Source organism: Kribbella sp. CA-245084 (assembly GCF_050942355.1).
Taxonomy (GTDB): domain Bacteria; phylum Actinomycetota; class Actinomycetes; order Propionibacteriales; family Kribbellaceae; genus Kribbella.
In genome coordinates this window covers 1,590,738-1,604,261 of sequence record NZ_CP192053.1, presented here as the reverse complement: position 1 = coordinate 1,604,261, position 13,524 = coordinate 1,590,738, and the positions used below count along the sequence as shown (strand labels likewise).

Annotated in this window: 15 protein-coding genes; 10 read left to right on the top strand and 5 right to left on the bottom strand. The window is 68.5% G+C overall.

Translation table 11 applies throughout. The annotated features are described in order from the left end of the window. The first annotated feature begins 85 nt into the window (after positions 1-85). Together ACQPYH_RS07930 and hypB are read left to right on the top strand one after the other, a co-directional pair. Complete coding sequence (locus ACQPYH_RS07930; protein ID WP_432888555.1) at positions 86-415, top strand: hydrogenase maturation nickel metallochaperone HypA; 330 nt, start codon at positions 86-88, stop codon at positions 413-415. Position 416: 1 nt separating this feature from the next. Beyond that, positions 417-1,163, top strand: a complete 747-nt coding sequence (gene hypB, locus ACQPYH_RS07925) for a hydrogenase nickel incorporation protein HypB (RefSeq protein ID WP_432888553.1) — start codon at positions 417-419, stop codon at positions 1,161-1,163. Here the strand turns inward: hypB and hypE are convergent. The 5 genes from hypE to ACQPYH_RS07900 form a co-directional block, all read right to left on the bottom strand. After that, the gene (gene hypE / locus ACQPYH_RS07920; RefSeq protein ID WP_432888551.1) at positions 1,150-2,211 is read right to left on the bottom strand and encodes a hydrogenase expression/formation protein HypE; all 1,062 of its coding nucleotides are present in this window, start codon (positions 2,209-2,211) and stop codon (positions 1,150-1,152) included. The two genes, hypB and hypE, sit on opposite strands and share 14 nt — an antisense overlap. Next, positions 2,204-3,322, bottom strand: coding sequence for a hydrogenase formation protein HypD (hypD, locus tag ACQPYH_RS07915; protein WP_432888549.1), 1,119 nt, complete (start codon positions 3,320-3,322; stop codon positions 2,204-2,206). Before hypD ends, hypE begins: the two co-directional genes overlap by 8 nt. Beyond that, complete coding sequence (locus ACQPYH_RS07910; protein ID WP_432888547.1) at positions 3,319-3,633, bottom strand: HypC/HybG/HupF family hydrogenase formation chaperone; 315 nt, start codon at positions 3,631-3,633, stop codon at positions 3,319-3,321. Before ACQPYH_RS07910 ends, hypD begins: the two co-directional genes overlap by 4 nt. A gap of 13 nt (positions 3,634-3,646) precedes the next feature. Beyond that, positions 3,647-5,917, bottom strand: coding sequence for a carbamoyltransferase HypF (gene hypF / locus ACQPYH_RS07905; protein WP_432888545.1), 2,271 nt, complete (start codon positions 5,915-5,917; stop codon positions 3,647-3,649). An 83-nt stretch (positions 5,918-6,000) separates the two neighbouring features. Next, the gene (locus ACQPYH_RS07900; protein WP_432888543.1) at positions 6,001-6,468 is read right to left on the bottom strand and encodes a helix-turn-helix domain-containing protein; all 468 of its coding nucleotides are present in this window, start codon (positions 6,466-6,468) and stop codon (positions 6,001-6,003) included. Positions 6,469-6,644: 176 nt separating this feature from the next. Here ACQPYH_RS07900 and ACQPYH_RS07895 point away from each other — a divergent pair, with 176 nt between their 5' ends. The 8 genes from ACQPYH_RS07895 to ACQPYH_RS07860 are packed head-to-tail and all read left to right on the top strand — an operon-like array spanning position 6,645 to position 13,524. Beyond that, positions 6,645-7,718, top strand: coding sequence for a hypothetical protein (locus ACQPYH_RS07895; protein WP_432888541.1), 1,074 nt, complete (start codon positions 6,645-6,647; stop codon positions 7,716-7,718). A 3-nt stretch (positions 7,719-7,721) separates the two neighbouring features. Further along, positions 7,722-9,527: a nickel-dependent hydrogenase large subunit gene (locus ACQPYH_RS07890; protein WP_432888539.1), complete on the top strand. Its 1,806-nt coding sequence runs from the start codon at positions 7,722-7,724 to the stop codon at positions 9,525-9,527. 1 nt (position 9,528) lies between these two features. Further along, positions 9,529-10,359 carry a NifU family protein gene (locus tag ACQPYH_RS07885; protein WP_432888537.1) on the top strand — a complete coding sequence of 277 codons (831 nt, stop codon included), beginning with the start codon at positions 9,529-9,531 and terminating at the stop codon, positions 10,357-10,359. Beyond that, positions 10,356-11,024 carry a DUF5947 family protein gene (locus ACQPYH_RS07880; protein WP_432888535.1) on the top strand — a complete coding sequence of 223 codons (669 nt, stop codon included), beginning with the start codon at positions 10,356-10,358 and terminating at the stop codon, positions 11,022-11,024. Before ACQPYH_RS07885 ends, ACQPYH_RS07880 begins: the two co-directional genes overlap by 4 nt. Continuing rightward, positions 11,017-11,649, top strand: a complete 633-nt coding sequence (locus tag ACQPYH_RS07875; RefSeq protein ID WP_432888533.1) for a DUF6084 family protein — start codon at positions 11,017-11,019, stop codon at positions 11,647-11,649. The genes ACQPYH_RS07880 and ACQPYH_RS07875 overlap by 8 nt, the downstream gene beginning before the upstream one ends. Beyond that, a complete protein-coding gene (locus tag ACQPYH_RS07870) occupies positions 11,646-12,923 on the top strand; it encodes a hypothetical protein (protein ID WP_432888531.1) in 1,278 nt (425 codons plus the stop codon). Before ACQPYH_RS07875 ends, ACQPYH_RS07870 begins: the two co-directional genes overlap by 4 nt. Then, positions 12,920-13,423, top strand: a complete 504-nt coding sequence (locus ACQPYH_RS07865; RefSeq protein WP_432888529.1) for a hydrogenase maturation protease — start codon at positions 12,920-12,922, stop codon at positions 13,421-13,423. Before ACQPYH_RS07870 ends, ACQPYH_RS07865 begins: the two co-directional genes overlap by 4 nt. After that, on the top strand, positions 13,423-13,524 hold the full coding sequence (locus tag ACQPYH_RS07860; RefSeq protein WP_432888527.1) for a DUF6893 family small protein: 102 nt from the start codon (positions 13,423-13,425) through the stop codon (positions 13,522-13,524). Before ACQPYH_RS07865 ends, ACQPYH_RS07860 begins: the two co-directional genes overlap by 1 nt.

Sequence of the window (13,524 nt, the reverse complement as noted above, 5' to 3'; positions counted from 1 at the left end):
CTCTGAGCGACCGGACGGCCTGCAGGTTTTCCCGCAACTTTCCGATCCCTTGCCGGTGCGGAGCGGTCCGCCTAGCGTCGGGAAGGTGCATGAGCTCGCCCTCACGGAGAGCATCGTCGATGCGATCGTCGAGAAGATCGGCGACGGACCGGTCGCGGCCGTCCGGCTCGAGATCGGGCGGCTGTCCGGGGTGGTGACCGATTCGATCCGGTTCTGCTTCGAGATCGTCGCCGGCGGGACCGGGCTCGAAGGGGCGCGGCTGGACATCGACGAGCCACCGGGGCGCGCGTACTGTCGGGACTGCCGGCTGGAGTTCAGGCTCGACGATCCGGTCATGCTGTGCGAGTGCGGCAGCGCCGATCTCGACGTACTGGCCGGCCGTGAGCTGCGGATCATCTCGGTGGAGGTGCGTTGACATGTGCAGCACCTGCGGGTGCGGGGGCGAGGACGGCAGCACCCGCGTGACGCTGGTCGATGGTCACACCCACGATCACGACCACGACCACGCGCACCCCCACACGCACACGGTCGTGCTCGAGCAGGACATCCTCGCGAAGAACGACCAGCTCGCCGCCCGCACCCGGAGCTATCTGGCCGAGCACGCGATCACCGCGATCAACCTGATGAGCTCTCCCGGCTCCGGCAAGACCACTCTGCTCGAGCGCACCATCACCGACCTCGGCGGCCGCCGCGAGACCCTCGTGATCGAGGGTGATCAGGAGACCTGGCTGGACGCGCAGCGGATCCAGTCCACCGGCAGCAAGGTCGTCCAGATCAACACCGGCGCCGGCTGCCACCTGGACGCGGAGATGCTCGACCGCGGCCTGGCCGAGCTCGCGCCGCCCGACGGCTCGCTGGTGTTCGTCGAGAACGTCGGCAACCTCGTCTGCCCGGCGCTGTTCGACCTCGGCGAGGCGGCGCGGGTGGTGATCATCTCGGTCACCGAGGGCGCGGACAAGCCCGCCAAGTACCCGTACATGTTCCGCACCGCCGATCTCGTCCTGCTGAACAAGATCGACCTGCTCCCGTACGTCGACTTCGACGTCGACCTGTGCCTCGAGCTGATCCACCGGGTGAAGCCGGACGTCGAGCTACTTCCCGTCTCCGCGACCCGCGGCGACGGCCTCGACGCCTGGCACGACTGGCTGGCTAACAGATCCTAGGCAGCTGCTCCCCGATCGGGGTGTCCACGACGCGGGTAGCGCCGAAGGCCGTGCGCGTCACGACCATGCCCGGATGCGCCGCCACGCACTCACCGATGATCGTGGCGTCCGTGCCCAGCGGGTCCGACCGCATCGCCGCGAGTACGGCGTCGGCCTCGTCGCGCGGCACGATCGCGAGCAGCTTGCCCTCGTTGGCGACGTACAGCGGATCGAGTCCGAGGAACGAGCAGGCGTTGGCGACCGTCTCGGGCACCGGCAAGGCGCTCTCGGTCAGCTCGATGCCGACGCCGGCCGACTTCGCGATCTCGTTGAGCGAGGTCGCGACGCCGCCCCGGGTCGGATCGCGCAGGACGTGCAGGTCGCGGCACACCGCGAGCATCGTCGCGACCAGGTCGTTCAGCGGCGCGCAGTCGCTGACCACCTCGGTGCCGAACGAGATGCCCTCCCGCACACTCATGATCGCGATCCCGTGGACGCCGATCTGGCCGCTGACGATGACGATGTCGCCCGGTACGGCGCGCTGCGGACGGATGTCGACGCCGGCCGGGACCAGGCCGATACCGGCGGTGTTGATGTAGACGCCGTCGCCGTGCCCCGCGTCCACCACCTTGGTGTCGCCGGTCGCGACGGTGACGCCGGCCCGCCGCGCCGCGTCCCCGAGGTCCGCCGCGATCCGGCCGACCACGGACAGCTCGACGCCCTCCTCCAGGATGAACCCACAGGACAGGTACGCCGCCTGCGCGCCGCTCATCGCGAGATCGTTGACCGTCCCGTTCACGGCCAGGTGCCCGATGCTGCCGCCGGGGAAGAACAACGGCTGGACGACGAACGAGTCCGTCGAGAACGCGAGCCGCGCGTCCCCGAGGGTGAACACCGCCGAGTCCGTCAGGCCGCCGAGGACAGGGTTCGCGAACGCGGGGACGAAGAGGTGCTCGATCAGCTCGGCCGACATCTGTCCGCCGCCGCCGTGACCCATGACGACGTTCGGGTGGTCGCGCAGCGGCAGCGGGCAGGTCCAGCCGTCGAAGTCGAGCACCGGTTCAGCCACCGGTCGTCACCACCTCGGTGGGTGTCTCCAGCCGGCGATACAGGTAGTACGCCGCACACGCACCCTCGCTCGACACCATCGTGGCCCCGAGCGGGTTGCGCGGCGTACAGAGTGTCCCGAACGCCGAGCACTCGTGCGGCTTGATGAGACCCTGCAGGACCTCGCCGCTGCGGCACACGGTCGACTCCTCCGTCGCGATGTCGCGGACGTGGAAGCGGTACTCCGCGTCGTACTCGCGGTAGCGCTCGGACAATCGCCAGCCGCTCTGCGGGATCATCCCGATCCCCCGCCACGAGCGGTCGGTGGACTCGAACACGTCGGCCAGCATCGCCTTCGCCGCTGGGTTGCCCTCGTCCTTCACCGCCCGGCGGTAGGCGTTCTCGACCACGTGCTCGCCCTTCTCCAGCTGGCTGACCGTGCGCAGGATCCCGGCCAGAATGTCCAGCGGCTCGAAGCCGGTCACGACGATCGGTACGCCGTACTTGTCCGCGAGCTCCGGGTACTCCATCGTGCCCATCACGCTGCAGACGTGGCCGGCGGCGAGGAAGCCCTGGACCCGGCAGGTCGGCGACTGCATGATCGCCTCGATCGCGGGCGGCACCCGGACGTGCGAGACGAGCAGGCTGAAGTTCGGGATGCCGAGCTTCTTCGCCTGGTAGACGGTCATCGCGTTCGGCGGGGCAGTCGTCTCGAACCCGATGCCGAAGAACACGACCTGCTTGTCGGGGTTCTGCTGCGCCAGCCGCAGCGCGTCCAGCGGCGAGTAGACCACCCGGACGTCACCGCCCTGGCTCTTGATCCGGAACAGGTCGCGACCGCTGCCGGGCACGCGCAGCATGTCGCCGAACGAGCAGAAGATCACTCCCGGCTGGGCGGCGATTTCGAGCGCCTTGTCGATCGTCTCCAGCGGCGTGACGCAGACCGGGCAGCCGGGGCCGTGGATCATCTCGACGGCGTCCGGCAGCAGTTGGTCGATGCCGTGCCGGACGATCGTGTGCGTCTGCCCGCCGCAGACCTCCATGATCGCCCACGGTTTGGTCGCGGTGGCGTGGATCTGGTCGACCAGCTTGCGGGCCAGCACCGGATCGCTGAACTCCTCGAGGTACTTCATCGCTCAGCCTCCCAGTCGGTACCAGGTGGGCGGCGCTCACCGGCTTGCCGAGCGGCCAGACCCCACTGGTCGCCGAACTCCTCCTCGAGCGCACCGAGCTTGCGGTACAACGCGAGTGACTGCATGGCGGACTCCTCGTCGAGTCGCTGCAACGCGAAACCGACATGCACGATGGTGTATTCGCCCACCTGCAGATCAGGCAGGTACTCCAGGCAGACGTCCTTCAGCACACCGCCGAAGTCGACCTGCCCCATCCGGGTACCGTCTTCGTCCCGGATCTCCACGACCTTTCCCGGCACGGCCAGACACATGATGTTCCCTCCCCTACCGGACCCGAGCTGCCACGGCCAGCTGCCCGAGGGCGATCCCGGCGTCGGTCGGCGGCACCCGGCGATGCCGCAGTACGGCGAAGCCGGCGCCGGTCAGCGCCCTGGTAGTTGCCGATAGCAACACTTTGTTGACGAACACGCCGCCGGACAGCCCGACGGTGGTCAATCCTTCGGCGGCGCGGACCCGTTCGGCCACCGTCACCATCAGTTCGGCCAGCCCCTGGTGGAACCGGGCGCTCACGACGCTCGGCGGCACTCCGGCCAGCACATCCCCCACGACCGCGGCCAGCATCGGCGCCGGGTCGATCTGCTCTCCCTCGACGTCGAACTCGTAGGCGCCGAGTCCTTCATCGGACGAGGCCAGTCCCTCCAACTCGATCGCCGCCTGCGCCTCGTAGCCGACCCGATGACACACCCCGGCCAGCGACGAGACCGCATCGAACAACCTGCCCATGCTGGAGGTCGGCGTACACGCGATGTCGTGATCCAACTGGGCCTCGAGCAGGTCCAACTCGCGGCACGCCTGTACGGACGGCAAGCGTGGATCCCATCGCAGTCCCGCGGCGCGCAGGTGCGACAACGCCATCCGGCACGGATTGCGAACCCCGGCATCGCCGCCCGGCAGCGGTACGTACTTCAGATGCGCATACCGTTCGAAGCCTTCGTACCCGGTCAGCAACACCTCGCCGCCCCACACCGCGCCGTCGTCGCCGTACCCGGTCCCGTCGAAGGCGAACCCGATGATCTCGCCGCAATACCGATGCTCCGCCATCAGCGACGCGAGATGCGCATGATGATGCTGTACGCCGACCACCTCGCGACCGTCCGCGTGCCGCTCGGCCCACTGCCGCGAGCGGTACGACGGATGCTTGTCCGTCACGAGCAGCTCGGGCCGTACGCCGGTCAGCTCCTCGAGGTGCTGCTCGGCCCGTTCGAAGGCCTGCAGCGTCGCGAGGTCGTCCATGTCGCCGACATGTGCCGAGAGCCAAGCGTAACGCCCCTCGCCGAGGCAGAACGTGTTCTTCAGGTCACCGCCGACCGCCAGCGCGGGCCGGACCGGGATGGGCAGGTCGACCGGGAACGGCGCGTAGCCACGAGACCGCCGTACCGGCAGCTCGGTCGTGTCGACGATCCGTACGACGGAGTCGTCGCAGGGCACGTGGATCGGACGGTCGTGACCGAGCCATGCGTCGGCCAGACCGCCCAGCCGGGTCATCGCCTCGTCGTCAGTGGTCACGATCGGCTCGCCGGACAGGTTGCCGCTCGTCATCACCAGCACGCCAGGACCGGGCTGGTCGAACAGGAGCCGGTGCAGCGGTGTGTACGGCAGCATCACGCCGAGATCAGGGTTGCCGGGGGCAACGGCTTCTGCGACCGTCGCGCCCGGCCGGCGCCGGAGCAGCACGATCGGGTGGCGGATGCCGGTGAGCAGCTCCTGTTCGTCGGCGTCGACCTCGACGATCCGCCGGGCCGTGTCGAGATCGGCGGCCATCACGGCGAACGGCTTGTCACCCCGGTCCTTGCGCTTGCGCAGCGTCGTCACGACCGCCTGATCGCCGGCATCGCAGACCAGATGGAAGCCGCCGATCCCCTTGACCGCAAGGATCGCCCCGTCGACCAGCAGGGCGTGCGCCGACGCCAGCGCGTCTTCGTCGTACGCCGTCTCGAGGCCGGGCTGCACAAGCTGCAGCCGCGGGCCGCAGGCCGGGCAGGCGATCGGCTGCGCGTGGAATCTGCGGTCGGTGGGATCGGCGTACTCGCGGGCGCAGTCGGGGCAGAGCGGGAAGCCGGACATCGTCGTGGCGGGCCGGTCGTAGGGCAGACCGGTGATGATCGTGAAGCGCGGTCCGCAGTTCGTGCAGCTGATGAACGGATGCCGGTAGCGCCGGTCGGACGGGTCGGCGAATTCGGACCAGCAGTCCGCGCAGGTCGCGACATCCGGCGAGACCAGCGTGCGGCCGGTTCCGGCCGTGGAGTCGAGGATGGTGAACTCGGTGCCGCCCACCACCGGCAGCGACTCCGTTGCAACGGTCGAGACCACGGCCAGCGGCGGCGCGTCGATGCGGATGCGGTCCGCGAAGTCGGTGACCGCCGCGTCGGGTCCTTCGACCTCGGCGACGACTCCGGACGCGGTGTTGCCGACCTGGCCGGACAGCCCGAGCTCCCGCGCCAGCGAGTAGACGAACGGACGGAAGCCGACGCCCTGGACGACGCCAGTGACCAGCACCCGGGTGCGTACCCGCTCCGGTTCGTTCGTGATGCTCACCCCGCCGGGCGAAAAGAAATGGCGAATTCCGCGATCAACGGACAAATCGCACACTAAACCCGCGCCCGGTCCCATGCCAGAGATCACGGACCGAAGATCTCGTGCACCTTGCGGAGGTCCCGCATACGCGGTTCGGTGTCGCCGCGTAGCCACCTGCTGATGGTCCGCACCGACACCCCGATCCGCTGCGCGGCCGCCTCCTGGGACAGTCCCTGGCCACGCAGTACGCCGGTCAGCCAATCGGCGAACGGCTCGGCTGCCGGCTGCACCCGGTGCATGCCGGCGCCGTGCAGTACTTCGACCTCCACGCCGTCGGGGAAGATCCGTACGGTGACGTCGAAGACGTTGTCCTTCGCCCCGGCGGCGGCCAGCAACGCAGCCGTGATGGCCTGGTACAGCGCCTGCCGCTCCTCGGTCTCCAGCCTGATCGGCTCAAGCGCCTCGCGGACGAACTGCTCGGCGTCCGGCAGCGAACCCGGCCGGGCCGGGAAGACCTGGGAGGCCACGACCACGGGCGAGACGAACACCTCGCGACCGGGATCGTCGTCCATTGCCTGAGAATATCGGTGGAAGAGCGGTAAAAAGCTCCTCCGGAATGTCCTGGAATCCCCGAATCCCGGATTTCCGGACACCGCCATTAATAGCAGACACAAGTGTCTGTCCGTCCGCCCGCGACCGTCGTACGGTCGAAACGATCGGCATTGCGGGAGTGACGGAGGGTGGGGTCGTGTCCACGACGCTGGAACCGGGGCAGGCGGAACAGGAGACCGACGAGGGTGTCGTCCACATCCTCTGGATGAACGGCGGACTGAGCTGCGACGGTGACTCGGTCGCCCTGACCGCGGCCACCCAGCCCAGCATCGAGGAGATCGTCCTCGGCGCCCTGCCCGGGCTGCCCCGGATCGCCGTGCACTGGCCGCTGATCGACTTCGAGTGCGGGCCGGAGACCGGCGCGGACAACTTCATCGCCTGGTGGCACAAGGCCGACCGCGGCGAACTCGAGCCGTTCGTGCTGGTGGTCGAGGGCTCGATCCCGAACGAGGCGGTGCACGGCACGGACGGCTACTGGGCCGGCTTCGGCAACAACCCGGCCACCGGGCAGCCCATGAAGACCTCGGAGTGGCTGGACCGGCTGGCCCCGAAGGCCACCGCGGTCGTTGCCGTCGGCACCTGTGCGACGTACGGCGGGATCCACGCGATGGCAGGAAATCCGACCGGCGCCATGGGAGTGCCCGACTACCTCGGCTGGAGCTGGAAGTCCAAGGCCGGTCTGCCGATCGTCTGTGTGCCAGGTTGCCCGATCCACCCCGACAACCTGTCCGAGACGCTCGTCTACCTGCTCTACCAGGTCGCCGGCCAGGCCCCGATGATCCCGCTGGACGCCGAACTGCGGCCGCAGTGGCTGTTCGGCCGGACCGTGCACGAAGGCTGCGACCGGGCCGGGTACTACGAACAGGGCGACTTCGCCAAGGAGTACGGCTCGCCCAAGTGCCTGGTGAAGCTGGGCTGCTGGGGTCCGGTGGTCAACTGCAACGTGCCCAAGCGCGGCTGGATCAACGGCGTCGGCGGCTGCCCGAACGTCGGCGGTATCTGCATCGCCTGCACGATGCCCGGATTCCCGGACAAGTTCATGCCGTTCATGGACGAACCGCCGGGCAGCAAGATCTCCACCACCGCGACGATGGTCTACGGCACCGTCATCCGCCGGCTCCGCAAGTACACGCAGAACGCCGGCAACAAGGAACCCAAGTGGCGGAGCAAGGGCTCCGAGCTCACCACCGGCTACGAGAAGGTGTGGTAGGCCATGACCACCACCGACCCCAAGGTCAAGCCGGAAACGACCAGTTCGAAGAGCTCCGACGTCGTCGAGATGGCCTGGGACCCGATCACCCGGATCGTCGGCAGCCTGGGTATCTACGCGAACGTCAACTTCAAGTCGAAGACCGTCGAGGAGTGCCACAGCACCTCGTCGATCTTCCGCGGCTACAGCATCTTCATGAAGGGCAAGGACCCGCGGGACGCGCACTTCATCACCAGCCGGATCTGCGGGATCTGCGGTGACAACCACGCCACCTGCTCGGTCTACGCGCAGAACATGGCGTACGGCGTCGCGCCGCCGCACCTCGGCGAGTGGATCGTGAACCTCGGCGAGGCAGCGGAGTACATGTTCGACCACAACATCTTCCAGGAGAACCTGGTCGGGGTGGACTACTGCGAGCGGATGGTCAAGGAGACCAACCCCGGCGTACTCGAGCTGGCGAACCGGACCGAGGCGCCGCACGCCGCCGACCACGGCTACCGGACCATCGGCGACATCATGCGTTCGCTCAACCCGCTGGAGGGTGAGTTCTACCGCGAGGCGTTGCACGTCAGCCGCTACACCCGCGAGATGTTCTGCCTGATGGAGGGCCGGCACGTTCACCCGTCCACGCTGTACCCGGGCGGCGTCGGCACGGTCGCGACCATCCAGCTCTTCACCGACTACCTCACCCGGCTGATGCGCTACATCGAGTTCATGAAGAAGGTCGTGCCGCTGCACGACGACCTGTTCGACTTCTTCTACGAGGCGCTGCCCGGCTACGAGCACGTCGGCGAGCGGCGGATCCTGCTCGGCTGCTGGGGCAGTCTGCAGGACCCGGCGGTCTGCGACTTCAGCTACGAGAGGATGGAGGCCTGGGGCCGGCGGATGTTCGTCACCCCCGGCGTCATCGTGGACGGCCAGCTGGTCACCAACAGCCTGGTCGACATCAACCTCGGCCTGCGGATCCTGCTCGGCAGTTCGTACTACGAGGACTGGGCGGACGGCTCACACGAGAAGTTCGTCGACATCGACCCGCTCGGCAACCCGATCGACGTCCGGCACCCGTGGAACCAGCACACGCTGCCGAAGCCGCAGAAGCGCGACTTCTCCAACGCCTACAGCTGGACGATGTCGCCGCGCTGGTTCGACGGCAAGGACCACCTCGCCCTCGACACCGGCGGCGGACCGATCGCCCGGCTCTGGTCGACGGCGCTGTCCGGCCTGGTCAATACCGACTACATCCAGGCGACCGGGCACAGCGTGAAGATCCAGCTCCCGCGGACCGCGCTCAAGCCGGCCACGGAGTACGAGTGGAAGATCCCGCAGTGGAGCAACGCGCTCGAGCGGAACCGGGCCCGGACCTACTTCCAGGCGTACGCCGCCGCGCTCGCGCTGCACTTCTGCGAAAAGGCGATGGCCGAGGTCCGAGCCGGCCGGACCGAGACGTGGACGCCGTTCAAGGTCCCGGACGACGCAATCTCCTGCGGCTTCACCGAGGCGGTCCGCGGCGTGCTCTCCCACCACATGGTGATCCGGGACGGCAAGATCGCGAACTACCACCCGTACCCGCCGACCCCCTGGAACGGCAGCGTCCGGGACAGCTACGGCACCCCCGGCCCGTACGAGGACGCCGTACAGAACACGCCGATCTTCGAGGAGAATCCACCCGAGCGGTTCAAGGGCATCGACATCATGCGGGCGGTCCGCAGCTTCGATCCCTGCCTGCCGTGCGGTGTGCACATGTATGTCGGCAACGGGCAGGAGAAGACGCACCTGCATTCGCCGTCCATCGCCGTAGCGCCCTACTGAGATGGACAGACACGACGTCCAGGAGCTGAGCGAACGGATCGACGTACTGCTGGACGAGGTTCAGCGGCGCGCCGACCCCAAGCTCGCCGGACAGGTGGAGGAACTGGTCCGCGCGGTGCTGACTCTGCACGGCGCCGGCCTCGGACAACTGCTGAGCCTGCTCGACGAGCCGCAGGTACGGCAGTTGGCCGGGGACGACCTGGTCGCCGGCCTCCTCCTGCTGCATGACCTGCATCCCGACGACATCGCCACCCGGATCCAGCACGCGCTCGACTCGGTCCGCCCGTACCTGGGGTCGCACGCGGGCGGGATCGACTACCTCGGCATCGACGACGACGGCGTCGTACACCTGCGGCTGCAAGGCAGTTGCGACGGCTGCCCCGGGTCGACTGCCACGGTCCGCCTGACTGTCGAGAACGCGGTGCTCGACGCGGCCCCGGAGGCGATCGCGGTCGACGTCGAGGGCATGGTGAAGGAGAAGCAAAACCTTTTGACCATCGAGCCGTTCCGGCCCCATCGGGACGGCTGGCACCAGCTGGACCTGGCCCCACCCCCCGGCCAGGTCCAGCACCGAACTGTCGGCGGCCTCGACGTGCTGCTGGCCAACCTGGCCGGCACGTTGTTCGCCTACCGAAACAACTGCCCGGCGTGCTCGTCCGCTCTGCACCACGCCCAGCTGGACGGCGATCGACTCACCTGTCCGCGCTGCACAGCGGAGTACGACGTACGCCTGGCCGGGCGGGCTGTCGAGGGCGCACCGCTTGAAGCGCTGCCGCTGCTGCCCGACGGCTCAGGCTGGAAAGTCGCGATCCCGGGGGTGCAACCGGCGTGAAACCACCCCCCACCCTGCGTTCGCTCGCACGGAACAAGCCTCGTCCGGTCGTCGATCCGGTCGCGGTTCTGCGCGAGTTCACAGGTGGGGTCCGGGAGCAGGCGGCACCAGGTGAGCAGTGCGAGATGTGCGCTGTCCCGATCGGGATTCAGCACTCGCACCTGGCCGATGTGCACGACCATCGGCTGCTCTGCACGTGCCGCGCCTGCTATCTGCTGTTCACCGGTCAGGGCGCATCGCACGGACACTACAGAGCGGTGCCCGAGCGGTATCGGGCCGACACCGAGTTCGCCCTGACCGCTGCGCAGTGGGACGCGATGGGGATCCCGGTCAACCTAGCGTTCCTCTTCTACCAGTCGGACCAGGGACGGTACGTCGCCTTCTACCCGAGCCCGGGCGGCGCCACCGAGTCGCTGCTCGACCTGACCGCCTGGAACGAGGTGGTGGCCGACGATCCGCTCCTGCAGGAGCTCATCCCGGATCTGGAAGCCGTGCTGCTGCGTCGGGTCGACGGCGGATTCGAGTGCCACCTGGTGCCGATCGACGCGTGCTACCAGCTGGTCGGGATCGTCCGGCAGTACTGGGAAGGCTTCGCCGGCGGCGAGGACGTCTGGCGGCGGATCGACGAGTTCTTCGCGGGGATCCGGGAGCGCGGCCGTGGTTGACCTGGACTTCAGCTGTACCGGCGCCGAAGCCGATCGGTACGCCGCAGCGCCGTCGATCCGGCTGGGGCTGCGGATCGAGGAGACAACCGGCACGCCCGTCCACGCCCTGGCGATGCGCTGCCAGATCAGGATCGAGCCGATCCGGCGCCGCTACACCGACGAGGAGGCCGAAGGGCTGGCCGACCTGTTCGGCGAGCGGGCCCGCTGGGGTGAGACGTTGAAGCCGCTGCAACTCGCGTTCGTCACCCAGATGGTGCCCGGCTTCACCGGCGCGACCGAGGTCGACCTGCACCTACCGTGCAGCTACGACTTCGATGTCGCCGCCCACAAGTACCTGTACGCGGTGCGCGAGGACGCCGTACCGCTGCTGCTGTTGTTCAACGGGACGATCTTCACCGGCCGTCCCGGCACCCTCTCGGTCACACCGGTCGCCTGGCAGAAGGAGACGACGTACGAGCTGCCGGTCGCGGTCTGGCGGGAGGCGATGGACCAGCACTTCCCGGGTGCCGCGTGGCTACGGCTGCGGCAGGACACCTTCGACCGGCTGTACCGGTACCGCACGCGGGAAGCCCTGCCCGGCTGGGACGACGCGATCGAGCGACTCCTGAAGGAACAGCTGGAATGAACGAGTTCGACGCCGTCCAGGAGCTCGCGGACGCGCTGCTGTTCGAGGGCTATGTCCTCTACCCGTACCGCGCCTCGGACGGAAAGAACCGGGTCCGCTGGCAGTTCGGCGTCCTGATGCCGCCGGACTACGCGCTGGTGGACCCGTCCGAGCGGTCCTGGTCGCAGACCGAGTGCCTGCTCGACGGCGACGACGCACTGCTGACCGTGCGGTTGCGCTTCTTGCAGGCGCAATGGCGACACGTGCTGAACGCGGACAAGGCCGAGGTCACCTTCCTGGCGACCGACGACGCGACGTACCGCCCGTGGGACGAGGCGGTGGTGCGCACCGTCGACATCACCACGCGCCTGCAGAAATTCCCCCGTGAGGTGCCGTTCCACCTGGCCGGCGGCACCGAGACCGAGGCGATCGGCACGGCCGGTTTCCTCCGCCGGACCCGGAAGCCGATCACCGGGACCGTCGCCCTGAGCCTCAAGAAGCTGAACGGCCCGTACGGCGTCACCCGGCTCCGGATCCGGGTCGAGAACACCACCCCGAACGGCAGCTCGGAGCGGGTCGGCGCGCTCCGGCAGGCGTTGATCGCCCACCACGTCATGGTCGCCGCCGACGGGTGCCGGTTCCTCTCTTTGCTGGAGCCGCCCGAGTGGGCCGGCGCCTACGCGGCCGGCTGTGAGAACGTCGGCCTCTACCCGGTGCTGGCCGGCGACCTGCTGCTGTCGTCGCCGATCATCCTGTACGACCACCCGAGGATCGCGCCGGAGAGCACCGGCGACCTGTACGACGCGACCGAGATCGACGAGATCCTCAGCCTGCGCACGATGACGCTGACCGAGGAGGAGAAACGCGAGGCCCGCGGCACCGATCCGCGCACGGCCGAGCTGCTCGACCGGATCGACTCGATGCCGCCGGAGTTCCAGGACCGGTTGCACGGAACGATCCGCTACCTGCGCAAGGTGACCGAACCGGAGCCGGTCAGCAAGCCCTGGTGGGATCCCGGCAACGACGCGTCGGTCTCGCCGTCGACCGACACGGTCCAGGTCGGTGATGTTGCCGTCGGCAACGGTACGAAGGTCCGGCTGCGGCCCGGCGTACGGCGGGCGGACGCGCAGGACATGTTCCTGACCGGACGGCTCGGCACGGTGGTCGCCGTACTGTCCGATGTCGACGGCGAGACGCACGTCGCGGTCGCGCTGGACGGCGAAGAAGGCGAAGTACAGCGCTCGCACGGCCGGTACCTGTATTTCAGCCCGGATGAACTGGAGCCGTTGAAATGAGTGTTCTCGTGGCGGGCCTGGGCAATCTGTTCTGCAGCGACGACGCGTTCGGCGTGGCAGTGGTCGAGGAGCTGTCGGAGCGCAGTCTGCCGGACGGCGTGGAGGTGCGGGACTTCGGAATCCGCGGGATCCACCTGGCCTATCAGCTGCTCGAACCGTACGACCTCGTCGTACTCGTCGACACGGTCGAGCGGGGCGGGCCGCCGGGGACGGTCTACCTGATCGAGGCCGAGCCCGGCGGCGAGCCCGGTCCGGAGGTGAGCATGGACGCCCACGACCTCGGACCGGACGCTGTGCTCTCGCTTGTGCCGCGACTCGGTGGCACTGTAGGTCCTGTTGTCGTGGTCGGCTGCGAACCGGCCGCCGTCGACGCGGGGATCGGACTGTCGGCGGCAGTCCAGGACGCGGTCGGGACGGCGGCGCAACTGGTGGTCGACCTGGTCACCGGACAGGTCGCCGGACCGGCATCCCGGCCCGGTGTGGTGGAGGGGACGTTGTGATGCGCTGGATGCTGATAGCCGTCGTACTGCTGCTGCTCGTCGGGGTGGGCTACTACGGACTGGAAGACGTTCGCCGCTACCTCCGGCTGAGGGACATGTAA